Source organism: Vitreoscilla stercoraria DSM 513 (assembly GCF_000382305.1).
GTDB lineage: Bacteria > Pseudomonadota > Gammaproteobacteria > Burkholderiales > Neisseriaceae > Vitreoscilla > Vitreoscilla stercoraria.
On sequence record NZ_KB908018.1, the window covers coordinates 94,997 to 115,370 of the forward strand.

A 20,374-nucleotide genomic window follows, 5' to 3' on the forward strand; every position below is an offset into this window, starting at 1 on the left:
GTCGACACTGAGGAGAAATGTAGATGGCTGATTTTGATACTGGATTGGGTCGGCAGGCAGCGAATTTTGCTGCCTTAACGCCGATTGATTTTTTATTGCGCGCACAAGAAGTGTATCCCAACCGCGTGGCGGTGATACATGGTGATTTGCGCCAAACTTGGCATGAAACGGCGGAGCGTTGCAAACAATTGGCAGCGGCTTTGCGAGTGCATGGCATCAGTTGTAACAGTACGGTGGCGGCTTTGTTGCCCAACACGCCTGCGATGTTAGAAGCACATTTTGGGGTGCCGATGGCAGGAGGCGTGCTCAATGCTTTGAACATTCGCTTGGATGTGGAAACCTTGATTTACATCTTGGAGCATGGCGAAGCGGAAGTATTGCTTGCTGACAGTGAATTTGAAGAAGAAGTGGCGCAAATCAAAGCGGCGTTGCCTGATTTGTATGTGGTACAAGTGAACGATATTTTGGGTCCACAAGCCGCTTTGTTTGGTGATGTGGATTATGAAACCTTTTTACAGGACGCTTTGAATCAGTCGGACAATTGGGTTTTACCCAATGATGAATGGGATGCCATTGCGCTGAATTATACTTCAGGTACAACAGGCAAGCCCAAAGGGGTGGTGTATTCACATCGTGGGGCTGTGCTCAGTTCTTTGTCGATGTTACTTGATTGGAACGTGCCTTTACATCCTGTGTATTTGGCAACTTTGCCGATGTTTCATTGTAATGCATGGTGTTATCCGTGGAGCATCACCGCCAAAGTTGGCACGTTTGTGTGCTTGCGCCGTTTTGAGCCTAACTTGTGTTTGCAATTGATTCGAGATCATAAAGTCACGCATTATGCTGCTGCACCGATTGTGCATGCGGGGTTGGCCAATGCTTCGGCGGAAGCCAAAGCAGGCATCGACCATGTGGTGCATGGCACGATTGCAGGGGCGGCACCGCCTGCGGCTTTATTGGAATCGATGGAGCAAATGGGTTTTGAAATAACCCATATTTATGGTTTAACCGAAGTATATGGTCCAGCCACAATTTGTGAACGCCACGATGATTGGCAAAATTTGGACATTGAAGCGCGAGCGGCTTTGAATGCGCGCCAAGGTGTGCGTTCAAATTTGGTCGAAGGTTTTACGGTGATGGATCCGGAAACCATGACCGAAGTGCCTGCTGATGGAGAAACCATAGGTGAGTTGATGATACGCGGCAATCACACCATGAAAGGCTATTTGAAAAACCCACAAGCCACAGCGGAGGCTTTTGAGGGTGGTTGGTTTCACAGTGGTGATTTGGGCGTGAAATATCCTGATGGTTATATTCAAATCAAAGACCGCAGCAAAGACATTATCATTTCAGGCGGTGAGAATATTTCCAGTATTGAGTTGGAAGATGTTCTTTACAAACATCCTGCTGTGCTGACATGCGCGGTGGTGGCGGTGGCAGATGAAAAATGGGGCGAAGTGCCAATGGCGTTTGTAGAGTTGCGAGCGGGACAGACAGCAACACCTGAGCAATTGACAGAATATTGTTTGAGTAAATTAGCCAGATTCAAAGTGCCGAAGCATTTTGTGTTTGAAGAGTTGCCTAAAACAGCAACGGGCAAGATACAAAAATTTGTGCTGCGCCAACGAGCCAAAACGATTTTGGCGGTGCCATAAAATTGATTTTTTTGCTGCAATGAGCGTGTGGTTTTAGGGCATCTTTGGATGCCCTTTTTTTGTGATGAGAATGAAACCAGCATTCTGTAAACATGCTATAAGTTTTACAGGACGCTTGAATGAAAAAAACCACATCTGCAGATGTGGTTTTTAAAATTTGGTGGCGAATCAGGGATTCGAACCCCGGACACAAGGATTATGATTCCTCTGCTCTAACCGACTGAGCTAATTCGCCGTTTCCTGAGGGGTTGAATATTATAGAAGCTCAGTTTTTTTGTCAATATGTTTGTACGCAGATTGTGTGAGGCAAAAATATGTTTGCTATTGGTCAGATTCTGGCTTTACAGGACGCTTGAATGAAAAAAACCACATCCGAAGATGTGGTTTCTAAAATTTGGTGGCGAATCAGGGATTCGAACCCCGGACACAAGGATTATGATTCCTCTGCTCTAACCGACTGAGCTAATTCGCCGTTTCCTGAGATTTCGAATAATACAGATATGTTTTTTTTTAGTCAACTTATTTATAGTATTTTTGACATTTTAAAATCCATATTGTTGTTTTTAAGGTGATTAAAGTTTGTGACACCAATCGCCATGTGCAAAGCCTTGCCAATCGACATCGATATTTTTGCCCATGGCAATCACTTTGAATAACTCACCCATTTCATGTGGGGCAATCAATTGCTGCAAGTGAGCAGCGTCCTGTAAGTATTCTTTGTGGTTAATATCGCTGTGGCGGCTCATTAAAACATCGGTAATGCCCAAGTTAAACAAAAAATGCGCTTGGCTGGTATAGCCAATCAAATCTAAATCGTTGTCGACTGCCGCTTGCGCGATTGCGGTGAAATTTACATGGCTGGTCAAATCCATTAAGCCCGGCCAGAAAAACGGATCATCTACAATATGATGGCGATAATGACCAATCAATGTGCCCATGCTGCGTTGAGGGTGGTAAAACTGCGCTTCATCAAAACCATAATCAATCATGATGATGGCACCGCGTTTGAGGCGTTGTGCCAAAGTGGCGATGAAAGAGATTTGATTGAGATGCAATTCACTGGTAAAAGGCGTTGCCGCTGGCGTTAAACGGCTTGCCGCTTCAAAGACAGCGCCTTCGGTAATGGCTTTGGCTTGCCATTGGAATTGATTGTGTTCAAGCGCCACACCCATTTCAAAGATTTGACCGTCTTGCCAACGCGTGACATGGCAAGGCATGGCATCCAAAACCTCATTGCCAATGATGATGCCGTCAAATTCGTCGGGCAATTGTTCTAAGAAAACGACTTTGTGTACGTGTTCGGGCAATTTTTCTGCAATCAATGACCATTGCCTTTGTTTTAATTCAGGTGAGACATCGACTATATAATAGTTTTGTAAAGATGTTGGCTCGATTCCTGCTAACAAACTGACCGCCAATTCACCCGTACCTGCACCAAACTCATATATATTGCCTGCTGTTTGTGGCAGTAAGGCTTCCATTTGTTTGGCGATGGTTAATCCAAACAAAGGCGTTAAACTCGGTGCGGTGACAAAGTCGCCTGCGCTACCAATTTTATGGCTACCACCTGTGTAATAACCTAAATTGGGGGCAAACAAGGCCATATTCATGTAATCGTGAAAGGAAAGCCAGCCATTTTGGGTGATGATGTTTTGGGCAATGAGTTGTTGTAGATGCAAACTTGCTTGTTCTGCATCGGGGTGTGGCAAAGGTAAATTTTTGTTCATGTTACACTAATCAAGTATGGATTAATCTTAGTCATGGCATTTTAATTCACAATCAAATATAAGTGCGTTTTTTTATGCTGTTTATGGAACTAAAATGCAAGTATCAGTTGTTAAAGTAAAAGTATAATGTCATTCGTTTGTCTGTGTGTTGTTTTGAGCTTTGAGATGTTGAAGTGAATACAGTTTTGAAGCTTAAGCCATTTATATGACACAGTTTTTTATTGGCTTGCGCTTGATGTCGCACATTGACCAGACATATTTTTTTTCTTATAGTGTGGTATGAAGTGGAATAAAGTGGGAATTGGAAGCTTTATTTGGCTGGGAATTTGAACGAATTGTTGATTTTGATACACCAAATGGGTGATGTGCATGTTAAATGGGATACAAGAGTTGACCATCGATGCCAAAGGACGGTTGGTGATTCCCAGTAAGTTTCGAGATGCTTTATTGAGACACGATAGCAATGAGTTGATGGTGACTTTGGAGCGGCGCAATCATTTGTTGTTGTATCCAAAGCAAGAATGGAAAGCAGTAGAAGTGCAATTGTTGGCGTTGCCCGTTCAGAGTAATTTGGTGTTGCGGCGCTTCCAGCAATTGGTTTTAAGCCATGCGGAAAGCGTGACGATGGATGCTATGGGTCGTGTGTTGCTGCCTCAAAATTTGCGTAAATTGGTGAATTTTGAGTCTGAAGTGACTTTGGTTGGGCGTGGCAATCGTATGGAATTGTGGTCTAGAGCGGCTTGGGATGAGCAAATACAGGCCGCCTTGGATATTGATGAAAATATATTAGCAGAAGAATTGGGTAAAACCACATTGCGTTTATGAGTACGACAGAATTTACCCACTTAACCGTGTTGCTGAATGAAGCTGTAGAAGCTTTGAATATTCAGGCAAACGGCATTTATGTAGACGGTACGTTTGGCCGAGGTGGTCACAGCCGTAAAATTTTAAGCCAATTGGGCGACCAAGGTCGTTTGGTGGTATTTGATAAAGACCCACAGGCCATTGCGGTGGCTACAGCTTTAGCGGCGCAAGACGCTCGCGTATCCGTGGTGCACCAAGGTTTTTCCAATTTAGACAGTGCTTTGGATGAATTGGGCATTGAAAAAGTAGATGGATTGCTATTGGATTTGGGCATTTCATCGCCACAAATCGATGATGGCAGTCGTGGTTTTAGTTTCCGTTTTGATGCGCCTTTGGACATGCGTATGGATACCAGCCGTGGCTTGACTGCTGCGCAGTGGTTGGCACAGGCGGAAGAACAAGACATTGCAGAGGTGATTAAGACTTATGGTGAAGAGCGGTTTAATCGCCAAATTGCGCGTGCCATTGTGGCGCGGCGAGATGAAGACCCCATTACAACGACCGGTCAGTTGGCAGCCCTTACGGCACAAGTCGTCCGTACTCGCGAACGTGGACAAGACCCCGCGACGAGGACGTTCCAAGCCATTCGGATTTTCATCAACCGTGAGCTTGAAGAAGTAAAGCAGATTTTGCCCCAAGCGATTGCACGTTTGAATCCGCGAGGGCGTTTGGCTGTGATTGCGTTTCACTCTTTGGAAGATCGAATTGTGAAACAGTATTTTAAAAGCTTGGTGGAAAAACCAAAATTGCCTCGTTGGGTGATGGTTAAAGATGAGGATTTGCCTCAACCCCCAATTGAATTGATGGGAAAAGCCATTAAACCATCGGAGCAAGAGGTGAAGGCTAATCCTCGCTCACGTTCGGCTATTATGCGGGTTGCACAGCGCACAGAAACAGTTTGAATACAAAATGAATAAATTGAATGTGTTGTTGTTGGTATTGGTGGTCGCATCAGCATTTGCATTGGTAACTTTGCATTATGAAAATCGAGTGGTATTTATTGCATTGATTCAGGCGCAGCAAGACGGTCATCGCTTGGAGGAGGAGCATGCAGTTTTGATTTTGGAGCAAGCTAAATTTGGCAATCACCATGTGATTCAAGCGGCTGCTACCAAACAAAAATTGCATGTCCCAAGCTTGGCTGAAACCAAAATGATAGAAAAAGAATAAATCATGCTAATTAAGAACGAATTCAAGCCTAAGATGGTGGCCAATAAGTCCAAAAAGCCTAAAAAAGTGCAAGCCAGTAATGGACGCTTGTTTGTGGTTTTAGGATTGCTGTCGGTGGCTTTTGTGGCTGCGTGTGCTAAGGGTATTTACATGCAGACGCAGCAGCAATCGTTTTTACAAGAACAGAGCAATCAGCGTGTGATACGCAGTCTGCCTTTACCAGCCAGCCGAGGCACGATTACCGATCGCAATGGTTCTGTTTTGGCTTTGAGTGTTCCTGCGCGCTATGTGACAGCTGATCCATCTAAACTAGCGACTTTGCCAACTGCAGAGCAATTGATGCAATTGTCTGCTATTTTGGGTGTAAGCAGTGAAGAGTTATTGGAAAAGCTCAGTGATAAAAAACGCCAATTTGTGTATTTGAAGCGCCAATTGCCTTTGGATAAAGCCAAAGAAGTCGAGGCTTTGGGTATCAAAGGCATTCATTTGGAGCAAGATTCTAAACGCCATTATCCGATGGGTGAGGCGTTTTCGCCTGTTTTGGGTTTTGTTAACATTGATAGCGAAGGTCAAGAAGGTTTAGAGCGTAGTTTGAATCAATCGCTTTCGGGTGAAAATGGCGTTAAAACAGTGATGGTGGATAAATACGGCACTATTTTTAGTGGGGTCGACGAAGGTCAAAACCGTCCTGCAAAAAATGGTGAAGATTTGAAGTTGTCTTTGGATCAACGCATTCAGACTGTGGCTTATGACAGTTTGATTAAAACTTTGGATCATCATAAAGCCCGAGCGGGTAGTGCCGTGGTGTTAGATGCTAAAACAGGTGAGATTTTGGCATTGGCCAATGCGCCAAGTTTTGATGGTAATTATCCTGCTAAATCCACTGCTGAAAACCGTCGTAATCGCGCTGTCATTGATATGGTGGAGCCCGGCTCTACTATGAAGCCTTTTCCGATTGCTTTGGCTTTGGATAAAGGTAAAGTAAAAAATAATACGGTGATGAATACCATGCCATATAGCGTGGGCCCGAAAGTCATTAAAGACACACATGTTTATCCTCAATTGAGTATTACTGGCATGTTGCAAAAATCATCTAATGTCGGTTCAAGTAAATTGTCAGCGATGTTTAAGCCACAAGACATGTATGATTTTTATTCTAAAATTGGTTATGGTCGTAAATTGGAAACAGGTTTTCCGGGTGAGTCGTATGGTAAATTGCGCCCATGGGAAAAATGGAAACCTGTTGAGCAAGCGACCATGTCTTATGGCTATGGCATTCAAGTAAGTATTTTGCAATTGGCACGTGCCTATACTATTTTTACTAACGATGGTGCGATTTTGCCCGTGACATTTCATAAGTTAGACAAAGCACCGCAAGGTGAGCCAGTCATACAAGCGCAAACTGCGCAAGATATCAGAAAAATGATGGTATCGGTGACTGAGCCTGGTGGTACGGGTACGCGCGGTGCAGTCAATGGTTATGATGTGTCAGCCAAATCTGGTACGGCGCAAAAATATGTGCCAGGTAAAGGTTATACGACAGGTAAATATGTTTCATTGTTTGCAGGTTTTGCACCAGCACAAAATCCTCGTGTAATTGTCGTAGTAAGCATTGATGAACCGAGTGCAAATGGCTATTATGGCGGTCTAGTAGCAGGACCTGCTTTCCAAGAAATTATGGCCGGCAGTTTGAATGTATTGGGCGTGGTACCAACCAAGCCTCTATATGTCACTGAGGCCCAAACGACAAAACAGCCATAACTATGTTTAGTGATAAAACACCCTTATACCCATTGACCTGGAAATGGTCAGATTTGGGATTGACCATGCCAGTGCGTGTGGTCATTGACAGCCGCCAGCTTCAAGCTGGCGAAGTTTTCTTAGCGTGCCCCGGTGAGTACACTGATGGGCGCGATTTTATTCAGGCCGCCTTAAATCGTGGTGCTGCTGCGGTGCTTTGGGATACCGAAGGTGGTTTTGAATGGACTTTCGGTGATGCGCCCAATTTAGGCATTGAGCATTTGCGTCAATATATGGGCGTGATTGCGGCAGATGCATTGTCCTATCCTGGACGCCAATTGGATGTGATTGGTGTAACAGGCACCAATGGCAAGACTTCTATCACTCAATGGCTGGCGCAGGCTTTGGACCAATTGCAAACACCGTGCGGCATTATGGGTACGGTTGGCAATGGTTTTTGGCAGCAGCTTGAACAAAGTACCCACACCACCTTAGATGCATGGTCGGTGCAACAGTGGTTGCAGCGCTTTGTCAACGAAGGGGCCAAAGCGGTGGCAATGGAAGTATCTAGCCATGGTTTGGATCAGTTTCGTGTGAATGGTGTCCCGTTCACATCGGCCATTTTCACCAATTTGACGCGTGACCATTTGGATTATCATGGTGACATGCAATCTTATGGCGACATTAAAAGCCGTTTGTTTTTCTGGCATCATTTGCAACACGCCATTATCAATATTGATGATGAGTTTGGCGTTTCTTTGTTGCAGCAAATTCAAGCCAACACACCTTCTACACAAGCTTATGCTTATGGTTTTTCCGAGCAAGCAGATGTGTGCATTGTGGCATATCAGCCGAGTTTGGACGGCACACAAATTGATTTCAGGACGCCTTGGGGCGATGTCACGATTCACACCCAATTGATTGGACGCTTTAATGCGCAAAATTTGGCCGCTTGCGTGGCAGTTTTAGGCGCACAAGGTTATGCTTTGGCGGACATTGCATCTGTGTTGGGCAAGATTCAACCAGCAACAGGTCGCATGGATGGCATTCGCGAAACGGGTAAACCTTTGGTGGTGATTGATTATGCGCACACGCCAGATGCTTTGGAAAAAGCTTTGGCGACTTTGCATGAACTCAAACAAGCGCATTCGCAAGTATGGTGTGTGTTCGGTTGTGGTGGCAATCGCGATAAGGGCAAGCGTCCATTGATGGGTGCGGCAGCAAACCAATATGCTGACAAAGTGGTGTTGACCAGTGACAACCCGCGTTTGGAAGTGCCACAAGACATTTTGAATGATATTTTGCCTGCGCTTGAGCGTCCTGAATATGTGACGATTGAACGCGCCGAAGCGATTGAATATGCCATTGCCCATGCAGGAGCCGATGACATTGTTTTGATTGCAGGCAAAGGTCATGAAACTTATCAAGATATGGGTGGCGTGAAAAACCACTTTTCCGATTTTGAATGTGCCCGCGCTGCGTTGGCACAACGTCAATAAAGAATGTAAAAAATGACAGCATTGACTTTGTCTTTTGTACAGGACGCTTTGCAAGTGCCCTCCCATCATGCCGATACACAAGTGGTGCGCATTGTGACTGACAGTCGTCAAGTGCAAGCGGGTGACGTGTTTGTGGCCTTGGTTGGTGAGCAATTTGATGGGCATGATTATGTTGCAGCAGTGCTTGAGCAAGGCGCAGCTGCGGTGATTGTCAGCCGCGAAGTGGTGGCAGGTGATGCGCGTCAAATCATTGTGGAAGACACTTTGGCAGCGTTGGGACAAATTGCCCATGCTTGGCGCATGAAACTCAATCCCAAGGTCATCGCTTTGACAGGTTCAAGTGGCAAAACCACTGTCAAAGAAATGGTGGCAGCCATTTTGCGTGTGGCCTTTGGTGAAGCTGCGGTTTTGGCAACAGCGGGCAATTTTAACAATGAAATTGGCATGCCTTTGACCATCTTGCGTTTACAGGACGCTCATCAAGTGATGGTTTTGGAAATGGGCATGAACCATTTTGGTGAAATCCAACGCTTGACCCACATTGCCCAACCTGATGTGGTTTTGGTGAACAATGCTTTGCGTGCGCACATTGGCAATGATTTTAATGGTGTCGATGACATTGCTCGTGCCAAAAGTGAGATTTACAGCGGCCTGAAACCAAATGGCATGGCTATTTTGCCAGCAGATGATGCCAATTTGGCTATTTTCCAAGCGGCTGCTCAACGCTTTGCACAAACCACGTTTGGTTTGGCGCAAGGCGATGTGTGTGCCAAAAATGTGGTTTTGTCGCCGTTGGCCAGTGATTTTATTGTGACCGATGGTCAAGAAGAAGTGGCAGTGCATTTGCCTGTGGCAGGTGAGCACAATATTTACAATGCAGTGGCGGCAGTGAGTTTGGTGCGTGCTTTGGGTGTGCAATGGGAATGTATTGCGCAAGGCTTGGCGACATTCGCCAATGTCAAAGGTCGTTTGCAAGGCTTTACCTCTGAAGCGGGTGCATTGGTGATTGATGACACTTACAATGCCAATCCTGATTCGATGAAAGCGGCTTTGGACGTGTTGTCACGTTTTGATGGCGCCAAAGTGTTTGTGATGGGTGCCATTGGTGAATTGGGCGAGGATGCGCCGAATTTGCATGCTGAAGTGGGGCAATATGCCAATGCAATCGGTTTGCAGGCTTTGTTTGGATTGGGTGAAGATGCTCGTTTTGCATGTGAAGCATGCGAGGTGGGACAGTATTTTGAGGACGTAGCGGCTTTGATTGAAGCGTTGCGTGAATACAATATGGCGGGTAATACTTTGTTAATCAAAGGCTCGCGCTTTATGAAAATGGAACGTGTGGTTGAAGCTTTATTGTCAGCTACGGATAAATAGGACCTGAATTATGTTGTTGTGGTTAGCCAGTTTGTTGGACCAGTGGTTCGATGTTTGGAATTTGTTTCAATATACGACGTTTCGTGCAGTCATGGCTGCGTTGACAGCTTTATTATTCGGTTTGTTATTGGGTCCTTGGACCATACGCAAATTGACTCAATTGAAAGTGGGACAAGCGGTACGCCGCGATGGTCCGCAAACGCATTTGGTCAAAACCGGTACGCCAACAATGGGCGGTACGTTGATTATTACCGCTATTGCCGTGAGCGTGCTGCTTTGGGGTAATTTGTCTAATAAATACATTTGGTTGTTGTTGGCAGTGACCATAGGTACGGGTGCTTTGGGCTTTTATGATGACTGGCGCAAAGTGGTCTACAAAGACCCCAATGGTGTTTCAGGCCGCTTTAAAATTGTGTGGCAATCGGTGGTGGCATTGGGCGCAGGCTTGTTCTTAATTTCAAGTGTCAACATGCCGCAATGGGCTTATGTGGTGATTCCATATTTTAAAAATTTGCACATCGCTTATCCATTGGGCTTGGTAGGCTTTTTGATTTTGACTTACTTGGTCATTGTCGGTACGTCTAATGCGGTCAATTTGACCGATGGTTTGGATGGTTTGGCAGCGTTTCCAATTGTATTGGTGTCTGCGGGTTTGGCGATTTTTGCTTATGCCAGCGGCCATGCGGAATTTGCCCGTTACTTACAATTGCCCCACATTACAGGTGCCAATGAAGTGATGATTTTCTGCGCAGCCATTTGTGGTGCGTGTTTGGCATTTTTATGGTTCAACGCTTATCCTGCGCAAGTATTTATGGGTGACGTGGGTGCTTTGGCGATGGGTGCGGCTTTGGGTACGGTGGCGGTCATTATTCGCCAAGAAATCATTTTGTTCATCATGGGCGGTTTGTTTGTGGTAGAAGCGTTGTCGGTGATGTTGCAAGTGGGTTCATACAAAACGCGCAAAAAACGCATTTTCTTAATGGCACCGATTCACCACCATTACGAGCAAAAGGGTTGGAAAGAGACCCAAGTGGTGGTGCGTTTTTGGATCATCACCATTGTGTTGGTGTTGATTGGTTTGGCCAGCTTGAAAATTCGTTAAGGGAGTAGGGCGATGAGCAAACCATCTTGGCAAAATAAACACATTGTTGTGGCTGGCTTGGGCAGCAGTGGCGTATCCATGTTGCGCTTTTTCCAATCTCAAGAATGTACGGTGCAAGGTTACGATGCGAAATTGAGCGCAGAACGCCGTGCTGAGATTGCTGCGCAATGTCCTGACATTGAATTGGTCGATGGCAGTTTGGCGCAAGTGTTACAGGACGCTGATATTTTGGCAGTCAGTCCAGGCTTTCCATCGCGTCAGCCTGAAGTCCAAGCTTTCGCAGCTCGTGGCGGCAAGGTTGTGGGCGATGTGGAAATTTTTGCACAGCTTGTGGCGCAGACAGATGCCAAAGTGTTGGCGATTACTGGCTCCAATGGCAAAACCACAGTGACCAGTTTGACGGGCTTTTTGTGCGAGCAAAGCGGCCTGAAAACAGTCGTGGCAGGCAATATTGGTTTGCCTGTTTTGGATGCTTGGATGCAAAACCAAGGACAAGCAGACGTTTGGGTCTTGGAATTGTCCAGTTTCCAATTGGATACCACGAGCAGTTTGCAAGCATCGGCAGCAACGGTGTTGAACATTTCAGAAGACCATTTGGATCGTTATGACGATTTGCTGGATTATGCGCACAGCAAAACGCACATTTTCACAGGCAGTGGTGTGCAAGTGCTCAATGCGGATGATGCTTTGTGTTTGGCAATGGCGCGTCCGAATCGTGAGGTGAAATGGTTTTCATTGCAAAAACCGAGTGATTATTGGGTCGATGTACAGGACGCTACTTTGCCACTCAAAGCGGGTGAAGACATGTTGTTAAAGGCGCAAGATTTGGCTTTGACAGGTTTACACAATGCTGCGAATGCGTTGGTGGCGTTGGCTTTGTGTGAGGCGATTGGTTTGCCGCGCGCGGGTTTGTTGCCATTGTTGACGCAATTCAAAGGTTTGCCACACCGCGTGGAAACCATCGGTTTTTACCAAGACGTTCAATTCATTGATGACTCTAAAGGTACCAATGTTGGTGCTACTTGTGCGGCTTTGCAAGGCTTGCAACAGCCGATAGTGTTGATTGCAGGCGGTTTGGGCAAAGGGCAAGATTTCTCACCTTTACAGGACGCTTTGCTTCATAAAGCCCGCGCGGTGATGTTGATTGGTCGCGATGCGGCGCACATTGAAGCGGCATTGCAATTGGATGTGCCTGTTGTGCGTTGTGAAAGTTTGGAAGCGGCAACGCAACAAGGTTTTGCGTTGGCACAAGCGGGCGATGCGGTTTTGTTAAGCCCTGCATGTGCGAGCATGGACATGTTCCGTGATTATGCGCACCGTTCAGAAGTCTTTATCGAAGCTTTCAAAGAGTTGTCACAAGCATGAATTTTCGCATCAATACCAAATGGCTAGACCGCACCTTGTTGAAAAATGGTGAAACTTTCGACTGGTCGCTGTTGTGGATGATTGTGTTGATGACCATGTTCAGTTTGGTGATGATTTTTTCAGCCTCGATTGAACACGCAGAGCGTTTACATGACGACCGTTTTTATTTTGTCGAACGCCAATTGATATTTTTGAGCATGGGTTTTTTTGCGATGTGGTGCATGATGAAAACACCCATACGCACCATGCACAAAGGTATGTGGGGTTTGTTGTTGTTCAGTTTTTTGCTGTTGGTGTTGGTATTGGTATTGGGGCGTGAAATCAACGGTGCCAAGCGTTGGATACATATTGGACCTTTCAATATTCAGCCCACAGAGATTTTTAAAATTGCCATTATTTTATACCTGAGTAGCTTTTTAACCCGTCGTGTGGATGTTTTAACCAATTTCCGTAAGGTATGGTTTGTCGGCATTCCGATTGGTGCAGGTTTGGCTTTGGTGATGTTGGAGCCAGACTTCGGTTCGTTTGTGGTTGTTGCTGTGATTGCGGTAGGCTTGTTGTTTATTGGCGGCTTGCCTATGGGTTGGTTTTTAGCGGTCGTGGGGATTGCCATTGCTTCTATGGTGACGTTGGTATGGACTTCACCTTATCGAGTGCGACGGGTCACGGCATTTATGAATCCTTGGGAAGATCCTTTTGGTTCGGGTTATCAACTGACCCATGCTTTGATGGCATTTGCTCGTGGCGAATGGTTGGGAGCAGGGTTGGGCGCCAGCGTGGAAAAACGTTTTTACTTGCCAGAGGCGCACACAGACTTCATCGCAGCAGTCATTGGTGAAGAATTGGGCTTTGCAGGTTTGTTCGTACTGATTTTTTGCTATGTGTGGTTGGTGTGGCGCGCTTTTTCTATTGGTAAACAAGCACGCGATTTAGAACAGTATTTTGCAGCTTATACCGCTAAAGGTATTGGTATTTGTCTAGGCATTCAAAGCTTTTTTAATTTGGGTGTGAATTTGGGTTTGTTGCCGACCAAAGGTTTGACTTTGCCATTGATTTCTTATGGTGGTTCAGCAGTGATTGTCATGTTGTTGTGTATGGGTATTTTGTTGCGGGTAGATTGGGAAAATCGCCGAGTCATGAGAGGGTATAAGGTATGAGTAAAGCAACTGTCATGATTATGGCCGGTGGTACGGGCGGTCATATTTTTCCTGCTTTGGCGGTAGCGCGTGAATTACAGGCCGCAGGTTTTGATGTGGTGTGGCTTGGGGCTGAAGGCGGCATGGAAACACGCATTGTGCCACCAACAGGTATTCCGCTTGAAACCATCGCGATTAAAGGTGTGCGTGGTAATGGTATCAAACGCAAATTGATGTTGCCGTTTACCTTGATGGGCAATATCAAAGATGTGAAACGCATTATCAAACAATACAACGTCAAAGCTTTGATTGGCTTTGGCGGCTTTGTGACGTTTCCCGGTGGCGTCGGTGGCAAGCTGGCAGGTTTGCCATTAACAGTTCATGAGCAAAATGCGATTGCGGGTTTGTCGAATAAAGTGTTGTCACGTTATGCCAATCGTGTGTTGTATGCGTTTCCGAAAGTTTTTGCCAATGCCGAGGGTTTGGTAGGCAATCCTGTGCGTGCGGACATTGTAGCGATGCCTGCGCCTGAGGCGCGTTTTGCAGGGCGTACAGGACGCTTGAGATTGTTGGTGGTGGGTGGCAGTTTGGGTGCGCAAGTGTTCAATGACATTGTGCCCAAAGCCTTGGCATTGCTGTCTGAAGAGCAACGTCCTAGCGTGATGCATCAATCAGGTCGCAATAAATTGCCTGCTTTACAGGACGCTTATACACAATTGGGTTTGGAAGCACAGTGTGTAGAGTTTATTGATGAAATGGTCAAAGCTTATTCTGAGGCGGATGTGATTGTGTGCCGAGCGGGGGCTTTGACGGTGGCGGAATTGGCAGCGGCTGGTTTGGGCGCTGTATTTGTGCCGTATCCACATGCAGTGGATGACCATCAAACTTTTAATGCCAAAGTATTGGTAGATGCCAAAGCGGCGGTCAGTGTGCCACAATCGCAGTTTACGCCAGAGGCTTTAGCTGATTTATTGCAAAACATGGACAGAGCAACTTGTTTACAATGGGCGCAGTGTGCGCGCGAACAAGCTTTGCCTGATGCGGCACGTTTAACCGCTGCGGCAGTGATTTCAACGTTTGAATGATAAAAAAAGGATAAATAATAATGAAAAATTTGGTCAAACGTGTTCATTTTGTAGGCATAGGCGGCACGGGTATGTGTGGCATTGCTGAAGTATTGCACAATTTGGGTTATCAAGTTTCAGGTTCAGACCAATCTGAAAGTGCCACTACCAAACAATTAAAAGAATTGGGCATTACTGTCTTTCACGGACACCATGCTGAAAATGTGGAAAATGTGGATGTGGTGGTTACTTCGACTGCCATCAACCGTGACAATCCTGAAGTCAAAGCGGCTTTGGATGAACACATTCCTGTGATTCCGCGTGCGATGATGTTGGCGGAGTTGATGCGTTTTCGCCAAGGCATTGCCATTGCGGGCACTCATGGCAAAACCACGACCACAAGCTTGACCGCTTCGATTTTGGGTGCAGCCAATTTAGACCCAACTTTTGTCATTGGTGGCAAACTCAATGCCGCTGGCGCCAATGCGCAATTGGGCAAGGGCGATTATATTGTGGCTGAGGCGGATGAGTCAGATGCGTCTTTCTTGCATTTGTCGCCAATTATGGCCGTCATTACCAATATCGATACCGATCACATGGACACATATGATCACAGCATCGATAAATTGCACCAAGCTTTCATTGATTTTGTACACCGTTTACCATTTTATGGTCGTGCGTTTTTGTGTGTGGAAAGCGAACATGTGCGCGCGATTTTACCGAAAATCAACAAGCCTTATTCTACTTATGGTTTCAGTGTAGATGCAGATTTGTACGCTACAGACATGGTGGCAGATGGCATGCAAATGCGTTTCACTGTGCATGTCAAAGACATGTCGGTGCGTCCGTTTGATGTGGTGTTAAATACACCGGGTGAGCACAATGTTTTGAATGCTTTGGCAAGTATTGGGATTGCTTTGTTATGTGGTGTGGATGTCGCAGCCATTCAAGCAGGTTTGTTGCAGTTCGGTGGCGTGGGTCGTCGTTTTCAGCGTTATGATGGTTTGGCATTGCCGCAAGGCGGTAGCATTACTTTGATTGATGACTATGGTCATCATCCTGTGGAGTTGGCAGCGACTTTGGCTGCGGTACGTGGTGCATATCCAAGCAAGCGCTTGGTATTGGCATTTCAACCACATCGCTACACCCGCACACGCGATTTGTTTGAAGATTTCGTGAGCGTGTTAAAACAAGTGGATGCTTTGGTTTTAACCGAAGTTTATCCTGCGGGCGAAGCGCCGATTGTTGCCGCAGACAGCAAAGCTTTGGCTCGTGCTATTCGTGTACATGGCAAGCTAGAGCCGATTTATGTGGAAACGGTTGCTGAGTTGCCTGAAAGCTTGGCGCATGTATTACAGGACGGTGATATTTTATTAAATATGGGTGCAGGCAATATTAGCACCTTGCCTAAATTATTGAAAAACCATTTCGCATAAAGGTATGATGATGCAACACTTAGGTAAAGTCGCGGTATTATTGGGTGGAGAGTCCACTGAGCGTGAAGTGTCTTTGAACAGTGGCAATGCGGTTTACCAAGCTTTGTTGTCAGCAGGTGTGGATGCACATTTGTTTGATACCAAAGAGCAATCTTTGTTTGCTTTGAAAGATTTGGGTTTTGATCGTGTGTTCATCGTTTTGCATGGTGGCGCGGGTGAAGATGGTCGTGTGCAAGCGGTATTGGAAACTATGGGCTTGCCTTATACAGGTTGTGGTGTGGCTGCTTCTGCCATTGGTATGGACAAATTGCGCACCAAATTGATTTGGAAAGCTTTGGATTTGCCTGTGCCTGATTTTGCAGTGTTACAGGACGATACTGATTTTGCCGCAGTGGAAGCGCGCTTGGGTTTGCCTATGTTTGTGAAGCCTAGCGCGGAAGGTAGCAGTGTTGGTGTGGTAAAAGTATCAACCACGGGTCAATTGCCTGCGGTATACCAAGAGCTCAAACAATACCGTGGTGCGGTGATTGCAGAAGCATTTATTGGCGGTGGTGAGTATACTTGTGCTATTTTGGGCAATGAAGCATTGCCTACCATTAAAATTGTGCCTGCCACTGAGTTTTATGATTACGAAGCTAAATATGCACGTGACGATACTCAATATTTGTGCCCATCGGATTTGAGCGCAGAAGACGAAGCTTTGATGCGTGAATTGTCTTTGCAAGCATTTGCTGCGATTGATGGTCGAGGTTGGGGACGTGTGGATTTTTTACGTGGTGTAGATGGACAATTGTATGTGTTAGAAGCCAATACAGTTCCTGGTATGACGTCTCATAGCTTAGTGCCTAAAGCTGCTTTGCAAACAGGTCGTAGTTTTTCTCAGTTGTGTGTGGAAATCTTAGAACATGCGACTTTGGGATGATGCCAAAGCCTTACGCCGCGTCACTTTATGGTTGTATACAATTGTAGTGATGACATTGTGTGTAACAGGCTTTAAATGGTTGTGGGATTCGTCTTATTTTCCTGTGCAAAAAATTCATTTTTATGGTGAATTGAAAGAAACCAATGCCACAGTTTTGGCTGAAGTGGCACAGCGTAATATTACAGGTAACTTTTTTAAAGCCGATATGAATGTTTTAAAAGAGGCTTTGTTAAAAGACCAATGGATTGAATCTGTTCGGGTGCAACGTTTGTGGCCAGATACGATTAATGTGTTTGTAGATGAACGTCAAGTTGTAGCCAAACAAGATGACAAACGTCTGATTGATGCCAAAGGTGTGGTATTTATGGCTCAAACTGAAAAAACATTGCCTCTGTTTAAGGGTCCTGTATATATGTTGCCGAAAATGGTGGTGTTTCAGGATAAAATGGTACCACTTTTACGCAAACAGAATTTGAATTTGCAGACTTTAGAAGTCAGTGAGCGTGGTGCTTGGATTGTAGTGCTGGACAATGGAGTGGTGGTAAAGTTAGGTCGGCGAGATTTGGAACCACGTTTGCAGCGCTTTTTAACGTATTGGCAGCGTGATTTAGCACCTTTGGGTGCCAGTTTGGAATATGTGGACGTACGTTACCACGATGGGTTTGCCATCAGACGAGATGCTGCACTGGCGGTGAGGTTGCAAAAAGAAGCTGAGGCCAAAGCCAAAGCAAATGAAGCAGACACTGTTGTGACAAATGCAGCAACAATAAAAAATAATGAATCGAATATTAACTAAAAACAGGTGTTGACTGTGAAAGACAAACAATACATCTCAGCATTAGATATCGGGACTTCTAAAGTCATCGCATTGATCGGCGAAGTGTTAGATGATGGTGAAATTCAGGTAGTGGGATTGGGTCAAGCGGCTTCGCGCGGCCTGAAAGCCGGTATGGTAACCAATATTGATGCCACAGCTCAAGCCATCAAACAAGCCATGGATGAAGCGCAACTTATGGCTGATTGTCGTGTGAACAGTGTCACCACAGGCATTGCAGGCAATCACATTCGCAGTTTGAATTCACAAGGTGTGGTGAAAATCAAAGACGGCGAAGTGATGCAAGCAGACATTGATCGTGCGATTGAAACAGCCAAAGCGGTGAACATTCCACCAGATCACAATGTGTTGCACACTGTGGTGCAAGAATACATTATTGACAATCAGCCAGGTGTTAAAGAACCTATCGGTATGAGTGGCGTGCGTTTGGATACGCGTGTACATATCATTACTGGCGCGGTTACAGCAATGCAAAACATTCAAAAATGTGTCAGCCGTTGTGGTTTGCACATTGACAATTTGATTTTGCAACCTTTGGCCAGTGGTCATGCGGTTTTGACTGAAGACGAAAAAGATTTGGGCGTGTGTGTGATTGATATCGGTGGCGGTACGACTGATATCGCGGTGTATACCAATGGTGCGATTCGCCATACAGCTGTTATTCCTGTTGCAGGTGATTTGATTACCAAAGATTTGGCGCAAGCATTGCGTACACCGCACAATGCGGCTGAATACATTAAAATCAATCATGGCGTGGCGATTGCAACGATGGATGATTTAGATGAAATGATTGAAGTGCCTAGCGTGGGTGATCGTCAACCCCGTCAAATTTCTCGTAAGACTTTGGCCAGTGTGATTGGTCCACGAGTTGAAGAAATTTTGGAATTGGTATTGAATGAACTGCGTAAAGCAGGTTTTCCAGAAGAAGTTTTGACTTCAGGTATTGTATTAACAGGCGGAGCGTCTTTGTTGACCGGTATTGTGGACTTAGCGGAAGACATGTTTAATTTGCCTGCACGCATTGGTGTACCAAAAGATGTGGGTGGTGTTTCAGAGCGCATTCGTAACCCACGTTATTCAACTGCAATTGGTTTATTACAATTATCAAATACGGGTGAGACGCGAAAATTATTGGAAGTACGGGTTCAGCAAGAGGAGCAGGGTGAATCTGTGATTGCGAAATTTAAGAACTGGCTACGCAATAATTTTTAATCATTTTAAATAAATTGGATCAAGCAGATTGAGATTGTTTGCTTTAATCCGCTATAATTTGCGTAACCGCTTGAAAATATGCGATACGCTTAGGAGTCAAAATGCAATTGGTATATGATGTTGTAGAGTCAGCAGCAAGTTCTGCTGTCATTAAAGTCATTGGTATTGGCGGCGGTGGTTGTAATGCCATTAACAATATGATTAACAGTGCTGTACGTGGTGTTGAGTTCATCAGTGCCAATACAGATGCGCAATCATTGCAGTTGAATCAAGCTCCTAAACGCATCCAATTGGGTACTAATTTGACCCGTGGTTTGGGTGCTGGTGCCAATCCTGAAGTGGGCAAAAATGCCGCTCTAGAAGATCGTGAAGCCATTGCTGAAGCGTTGAATGGCGCCAATATGGTATTTATTACTGCAGGTATGGGCGGTGGCACGGGTACTGGTGCTGCGCCTGTAGTGGCTGATATTGCCAAAGAAATGGGTATTTTGACTGTTGCGGTGGTAACGCGTCCGTTTGAATACGAAGGCAAGCGTTTGAACGTGGCCAAAGAAGGTTTGGAGCGTTTGAAAAACCAAGTGGACTCTTTGATTGTGATTCCAAATGACAAATTGATGTCAGCTTTGGGCGATGATGTGACTTTGAAAGAGGCTTTCCGCGCGGCAGATGATGTTTTGCGCAATGCTGTTGCAGGTATTTCGGAAGTGGTCACTTGTCCTGGTATCATCAATTTGGACTTCGCTGACGTAAAAAATGTGATGAGCATCATGGGCATGGCGATGATGGGTTCAGCACAAGCAGGCGGTGTCGATCGCGCACGTTTGGCAACTGAGCAAGCGATTGCCAGCCCATTGTTAGACGATGTGTCTTTGGATGGTGCGCAAGGCGTGTTGGTGAACATCACCACCGCACCTGGCTGCTTGAAAATGTCTGAATACAAAGAAATCATGTCTGTGGTGAGCGAATATGCGCATCCTGAAGCCGAGCGTAAATATGGTACGGCTGAAGATGCCAATATGGCGGAAGACCAATTGCGTGTGACCATTATTGCAACAGGTTTGAAAGAACATGCCAAAGTGGCGCCATCTTCATTGAAAATGGTGAAATCGCAACAAGCAACGGGTACACATGGTGCGGAAGTGCCGAATGTGATTCGTTCAGGCCGCTCTGCTCGCTCTATGAACTTGGGTGCTTCTGATTTTGCAGATCAATCGGTTTTGGATGATTTTGAAATTCCTGCGATGTTACGCCGTCAAGCTGACTAAGCGTATGT

Annotated in this window: 17 protein-coding genes and 2 tRNA genes; 16 read left to right on the top strand and 3 right to left on the bottom strand. The window is 45.6% G+C overall.

Annotated features, from left to right (window positions below; genetic code table 11):
• Positions 1-23: 23 nt before the first annotated feature.
• Positions 24-1,655 (top strand): AMP-binding protein, encoded by a 1,632-nt coding sequence (locus H150_RS0100480; RefSeq protein WP_019957077.1) that lies wholly within the window; start codon positions 24-26, stop codon positions 1,653-1,655.
• 158 nt (positions 1,656-1,813) lie between these two features.
• Here H150_RS0100480 and H150_RS0100485 read toward each other — a convergent pair.
• The 3 genes from H150_RS0100485 to H150_RS0100495 form a co-directional block, all read right to left on the bottom strand.
• A tRNA-Met gene (locus H150_RS0100485) sits at positions 1,814-1,890 on the bottom strand.
• A 160-nt stretch (positions 1,891-2,050) separates the two neighbouring features.
• Positions 2,051-2,127: transfer RNA gene (locus tag H150_RS0100490), tRNA-Met, on the bottom strand.
• A gap of 100 nt (positions 2,128-2,227) precedes the next feature.
• Entirely contained in the window at positions 2,228-3,382 is a 1,155-nt protein-coding gene (locus tag H150_RS0100495; RefSeq protein WP_019957078.1) for a class I SAM-dependent methyltransferase, read from the bottom strand.
• A 369-nt stretch (positions 3,383-3,751) separates the two neighbouring features.
• Here H150_RS0100495 and mraZ point away from each other — a divergent pair, with 369 nt between their 5' ends.
• The 15 genes from mraZ to ftsZ all read left to right on the top strand — a co-directional run bounded on the left by mraZ (position 3,752) and on the right by ftsZ (position 20,366).
• On the top strand, positions 3,752-4,207 hold the full coding sequence (gene mraZ / locus H150_RS0100500) for a division/cell wall cluster transcriptional repressor MraZ (protein WP_019957079.1): 456 nt from the start codon (positions 3,752-3,754) through the stop codon (positions 4,205-4,207).
• Entirely contained in the window at positions 4,204-5,148 is a 945-nt protein-coding gene (rsmH, locus tag H150_RS0100505) for a 16S rRNA (cytosine(1402)-N(4))-methyltransferase RsmH (protein WP_019957080.1), read from the top strand. Before mraZ ends, rsmH begins: the two co-directional genes overlap by 4 nt.
• A gap of 7 nt (positions 5,149-5,155) precedes the next feature.
• Positions 5,156-5,416 carry a cell division protein FtsL gene (ftsL, locus tag H150_RS0100510; protein WP_019957081.1) on the top strand — a complete coding sequence of 87 codons (261 nt, stop codon included), beginning with the start codon at positions 5,156-5,158 and terminating at the stop codon, positions 5,414-5,416.
• Between the two features lie 3 nt (positions 5,417-5,419).
• Entirely contained in the window at positions 5,420-7,177 is a 1,758-nt protein-coding gene (locus H150_RS0100515) for a peptidoglycan D,D-transpeptidase FtsI family protein (RefSeq protein ID WP_026353351.1), read from the top strand.
• A 65-nt stretch (positions 7,178-7,242) separates the two neighbouring features.
• Positions 7,243-8,655: a UDP-N-acetylmuramoyl-L-alanyl-D-glutamate--2,6-diaminopimelate ligase gene (locus tag H150_RS0100520; protein WP_019957083.1), complete on the top strand. Its 1,413-nt coding sequence runs from the start codon at positions 7,243-7,245 to the stop codon at positions 8,653-8,655.
• A 12-nt stretch (positions 8,656-8,667) separates the two neighbouring features.
• Positions 8,668-10,029: a UDP-N-acetylmuramoyl-tripeptide--D-alanyl-D-alanine ligase gene (locus H150_RS0100525; RefSeq protein WP_019957084.1), complete on the top strand. Its 1,362-nt coding sequence runs from the start codon at positions 8,668-8,670 to the stop codon at positions 10,027-10,029.
• A gap of 10 nt (positions 10,030-10,039) precedes the next feature.
• Positions 10,040-11,131 (top strand): phospho-N-acetylmuramoyl-pentapeptide-transferase, encoded by a 1,092-nt coding sequence (gene mraY, locus H150_RS0100530; protein ID WP_019957085.1) that lies wholly within the window; start codon positions 10,040-10,042, stop codon positions 11,129-11,131.
• 12 nt (positions 11,132-11,143) lie between these two features.
• Complete coding sequence (gene murD / locus H150_RS0100535) at positions 11,144-12,496, top strand: UDP-N-acetylmuramoyl-L-alanine--D-glutamate ligase (protein ID WP_019957086.1); 1,353 nt, start codon at positions 11,144-11,146, stop codon at positions 12,494-12,496.
• Positions 12,493-13,653: a putative lipid II flippase FtsW gene (ftsW, locus tag H150_RS0100540; RefSeq protein WP_019957087.1), complete on the top strand. Its 1,161-nt coding sequence runs from the start codon at positions 12,493-12,495 to the stop codon at positions 13,651-13,653. Before murD ends, ftsW begins: the two co-directional genes overlap by 4 nt.
• A complete protein-coding gene (gene murG / locus H150_RS0100545) occupies positions 13,650-14,717 on the top strand; it encodes an undecaprenyldiphospho-muramoylpentapeptide beta-N-acetylglucosaminyltransferase (RefSeq protein ID WP_019957088.1) in 1,068 nt (355 codons plus the stop codon). The genes ftsW and murG overlap by 4 nt, the downstream gene beginning before the upstream one ends.
• Positions 14,718-14,734: 17 nt before the next feature.
• Positions 14,735-16,132, top strand: coding sequence for a UDP-N-acetylmuramate--L-alanine ligase (gene murC / locus H150_RS0100550; protein WP_040755194.1), 1,398 nt, complete (start codon positions 14,735-14,737; stop codon positions 16,130-16,132).
• A gap of 10 nt (positions 16,133-16,142) precedes the next feature.
• Positions 16,143-17,054 carry a D-alanine--D-alanine ligase gene (locus H150_RS0100555; protein ID WP_026353353.1) on the top strand — a complete coding sequence of 304 codons (912 nt, stop codon included), beginning with the start codon at positions 16,143-16,145 and terminating at the stop codon, positions 17,052-17,054.
• Positions 17,038-17,850 carry a cell division protein FtsQ/DivIB gene (locus tag H150_RS13430; RefSeq protein ID WP_019957091.1) on the top strand — a complete coding sequence of 271 codons (813 nt, stop codon included), beginning with the start codon at positions 17,038-17,040 and terminating at the stop codon, positions 17,848-17,850. The genes H150_RS0100555 and H150_RS13430 overlap by 17 nt, the downstream gene beginning before the upstream one ends.
• Positions 17,851-17,865: 15 nt before the next feature.
• On the top strand, positions 17,866-19,101 hold the full coding sequence (gene ftsA / locus H150_RS0100565) for a cell division protein FtsA (protein ID WP_040755481.1): 1,236 nt from the start codon (positions 17,866-17,868) through the stop codon (positions 19,099-19,101).
• 101 nt (positions 19,102-19,202) lie between these two features.
• The gene (gene ftsZ, locus H150_RS0100570) at positions 19,203-20,366 is read left to right on the top strand and encodes a cell division protein FtsZ (RefSeq protein WP_019957093.1); all 1,164 of its coding nucleotides are present in this window, start codon (positions 19,203-19,205) and stop codon (positions 20,364-20,366) included.
• Positions 20,367-20,374: the final 8 nt, after the last annotated feature.